The sequence below is a fragment of the Paenibacillus ihuae genome, assembly GCF_001368795.1.
Lineage (GTDB): Bacteria > Bacillota > Bacilli > Paenibacillales > Paenibacillaceae > Paenibacillus_AQ > Paenibacillus_AQ ihuae.
On the sequence record NZ_LN831202.1, the window covers coordinates 42,333 to 46,409 of the forward strand.

The 4,077-nt window shown below is 51.0% G+C and carries 3 protein-coding genes; 1 reads left to right on the top strand and 2 read right to left on the bottom strand.

Annotation, left to right across the window (positions count from 1 at the left end; translation table 11 throughout):
- Both AQR02_RS26030 and AQR02_RS26035 read right to left on the bottom strand, forming a co-directional pair.
- Positions 1-725: tripartite tricarboxylate transporter substrate binding protein (locus tag AQR02_RS26030; protein WP_425340031.1), on the bottom strand; the 725-nt coding region annotated here is incomplete at its 3' end.
- A 205-nt stretch (positions 726-930) separates the two neighbouring features.
- Entirely contained in the window at positions 931-3,252 is a 2,322-nt protein-coding gene (locus AQR02_RS26035) for a helix-turn-helix domain-containing protein (protein ID WP_054943276.1), read from the bottom strand.
- A 444-nt stretch (positions 3,253-3,696) separates the two neighbouring features.
- Here AQR02_RS26035 and AQR02_RS26040 point away from each other — a divergent pair.
- On the top strand, positions 3,697-4,077 hold a 381-nt coding region (locus AQR02_RS26040), incomplete at its 3' end, for an SWIM zinc finger family protein (protein WP_187388828.1).

Genomic DNA, 4,077 nt, shown 5'->3' on the forward strand with positions numbered 1-4,077 from the left:
ACAGCAAGCCCTCTCCATGTACTGGTGAAGTTCACATGTATTCCGGTCTGTTCCTCCAGCGTAGGCACGTCCGGCAGCGCTTCCGAGCGTTTGTCGGCATTAACGGCCAGCGTCCGCAGCTTTCCTTCATCCACGTATTTCTTCACCTCGGCAGGACTTACCGGTACCGCATCGACAAAACCGTCCATCAAGGCAGAGACGGCAGGCCCCGCACCTTCAAAAGGAATATGTGCAAACTTCACACCTGTTTCCCGTTCCAATGTTACGGCGGCTAAATGCCAAATGCTCCCCGTTCCTGCGTTTCCCATTTTCAATTCACCTGGATGCGCTTTCGCAAAGTCGAGAAATTCATTTACGGTTTGCCACGGCGCTTCGGCTCTTACGGTAATGGCGGAAGGATCAAAATTCGTTTGAGCGATGGGTTTAAACTTCTCATAAGTAATCGGCAATAGTCCCAAATGCGGCAGAATCGTTAGTTCTGCCGGTAAAAACGTCACCGTATAACCGTCAGCCTTGGCATTTGCACCCTCCATGAGTCCGACGGAACCTCCGCCGCCTGTCCGGTTAAGTACAATGACCGGCTGGCCCAGAACTTTCTCCGTAGCTTTGGCTAAAGCCCTTGCTGTAGTATCCGTTCCTCCGCCGGCGGCATATGGCACGATTAATGTGATCGGTTTCTCGGGGAAATCGCCACTTGTGCCCCCGCCGCTGTTATATCCGTTCATGCGGGCTAAGGTGAAGAGAAGCACAGCCATAATTACAGCTGCTGATCCAATCGCTATCTTTGTCGTCCGTTTCACAGGCCATCCCTCTTTCGTTAATCTATCCACCCCTGAATCCTTTGGACATCAGCCGCGTTTTTGGCAGCTGTGAAAGTTTTCTCAAATAGAACATTAACGTAAACAGAGGGTGGGCGGCAATCGTATTATCTTATTCCGAATCCTCAGAAACGCCGGAACCATGCGGTTTTGGCAGATCTGCATACTGATTGGAAGATTTGCTGTTCTCCCGGAACTTGCCCGGTGTTATCGATTTGCTCTTGCGGAAGACACGGATGAAGCTGTTCTCATTCTGGTAGCCGACAAGCTGGGCAATCTCGGATACTTTGAGGCTGCTGCCCCGCAGAAGCTCGCAGGCTTTGTCCATTCTCAGGTTGGTCAAATAGTCATAAAGGGTCGTTCCGGTCTCTTCCTTGAAGATGGTGCTTACCGAGGACACACCCATATTCACATGGGCGGCGATATCCTGCAGCCCGATATTTTGCTGCAAATGAGTCTCCATAAATTCAATCAAATTCTGCACCAGCAAATATTCCTTGGACAGTCGGTGCACTTCAAAGGCACTCGACATCTGGTCAACAATACTGCAGAGCATTTCTTCTATATCATTAAGATCAAGAGTCGTAACCTGATACCAGGTATAATCCGCCAGCTCCGCCGGGAGCGTATACCCTCCGGATGCGGCAATGTTGATGATTTCCTCCAGCAGATCATTCAAGACGCGGATAACCTTCTGCGGCTGGACTTCTTTTTTGCGCAGTTCGGCCGACCATCTATGCACCCACTGCCGGCCTGTAGCAGCATCGGAAATTCTCAGTGCATGCAGCACTTCCTGCTTCCAGGCATCATCAGCTGCTCCGCTGCCCTCATCAAGCCTGCCCTCCAGCCCGGAATAGTCGCGGACACGGCCATATCCTTCATACAGGCGGTAGGACAACGCCATTTCAGCTTCCGCGTATGACCGGGCTACCTGCGCAATCACCGGGACCTCAGTACCGATCCCTATGGATACGGATATTTGGAGTACCTCGGCTATAATATCGGCCATTTTCAGCGCCTCTTCATGCAGATTCTGACTGCCGCTCCCGCCTTTGGACTGCAGCAGCAGGGCCACACAATCCTTCCGGGGTGCCGTCGTGACAGTCCGCCAAGAAGGCTCGAAAAACTCAACTACAATGTTATTCATCGCATATTTAAGCAGCTGCTGATCCTCTTCGGTGTAAGCTGTCACCCAATGTGAATGACGGTCGATGGAAATGATCAGACTTTCAAAGGGGCCAGGTTCCCAGCCGGCAAAATAATGCTCCCACTTGGTTTCCGTTTCCTGCTTGCCGATACTCCGGGTAATCAGGTCGCTGAGGAATTTGGAGCGCAGCTCCGGGAGACTCCACTCCGCGACCAGTGATTTACTCTGGAAATCCCCGACCAGCTTGCCGATCACCGGCTCCAGATCATAGAGATTGCCATGGCCTATCCCCTTTTGCTCAGGGCTGAGCAGCTTGCTGATCCGTTTAAGCGGACGGAAGGCGGCGAAATTGTAATAATAAATCGCCGAGCACCCGACCGTGATCGAGATCAGCGACAGCATCAGCATCATATTGCGTGCTGTGGTTACGTTCTTCAGCAGCTGCTTCATCGGAACCAGCGAAACCAGCCGCCAGCCGGTGACATTGGAGAAGGCCTGATTGGCCATATAAGCCTGCCCCTCAATTTGGACATGGGCGAACGGGCTTACATCGATTTCGGACAGGACATCCTTCATTTCCTCCAGCGGGAAAGGCAGATTGAGCTTCGGATAGATCAAATCCCCCTCCAGGTTGTACACAAACTGATAACTGGACAGATGGGTGTACATCTTGGAGAACAGCGTATCGTAGTCGAGATCGATCAGCACTGCGCCGGTAACCTCCCCGTTCTGGACAATCGGCCGGGCGAGCGAGAGGAGCTCGGCACCCGCCAGCCGGGTATCCGTGCCGGTGTAGAGCCTTCTTTTGATCAGGAGCGGCTTCTCTTTAATTTCCTCCAGCCATTCGCTCCAGGCATGCTCCGGCGCATCCTCCCAGGAGGCTCTGTAGCCATATCCGCTTGAAACAACGGAATGATCCTGAAATTTAATCACACTGATCGAATGGATATCCGGTTCCGCCATTAGCGTATTGAGCACATTCTGCGGCTGCGCTGCAGCAATCCCAGCATGCGCAGCATCCGTGGAAATGTAGGCCAGGATCACCGGGTTAAACGATAAATCGACCGCTTTGTTATCCGCTTCCCGGAATGCCCGGTTCGTCACATCCAGATTGATCTGCAGCAATTCAACATTCGGTGTATTCAGTTCCGTATCCAGCGCCTGCCGGTACTCTCTGTAGGAGAAAAGGCCAATGATCGTAATGCATAGTGAAACACTTAGTGTCAGTATCAGAATCAGCCGGTTCTGTTTATTGTTAAGCAGGTATTTCAGTTTAAATCGCAACATCGGCAGTGCTTCATCCTTCCGCTATATAGATTGAACTTAAAAGAATAATCCCAAGTTCAATTTATTACATCCCTTGAGTATCAGACCTTAGAGCAGCAGGGTTGTCCTGCAATATGGAGCATATCATACTCTTTAGGATTTTAGAGATTTAGAGATTAAATTGTCATAGATAAATTTGAAGCCCCGGAAAGGGCACTGCGTGTTCTATTGCATTTTCTGCAGCAGATTTCCCCATTAACTTATCCAAAAAATGAGGCTGTTGTACTTTGTGCAGCAGAATCCTGTGATTGTGCTGTTTTCAGCTCCTGCTGCCGGGGGTATCCTTGAGTCAGGAAACTGCTCACTTAATAGAAACGAAAGAATAGCAAGCTGACCCTTTATAGGTGCTATAATAGGGGAACAAAGCAGGAACAAAGAATATTTTGCTACAGGAGACCGATTGCGATGCAGCCAAACTATGCCCTGGATGATGCCGAATGGGACAAGCTCATTTCGGATGCGGCCTATTATTTCGATGATTTAACCCTGAAGCGGGGATTTCAATATTATAAGCAGAACCGGGTGCAGACATTCTCCATCAGTGAACCCCGGAAAATGAGGGCAATGGTTGAAGGCCAGGAGAACTATGGCGTCTATATCAACCTCGACAATTTCCCCGGAAGTTACTGCGACTGTCCGGTGGACGGCCCCTGCAAGCATCTAGCGGCGGTACTCATGTATTATGCTGATGCGCAAAAGCGGTCCGTGGCTTCCCTGGCCAATGCCAAGGCGGTCATCAGCCGTCCCAAAGCAGCTGCTGCCAGCGCCGCAGTTCCAGCAGGAACC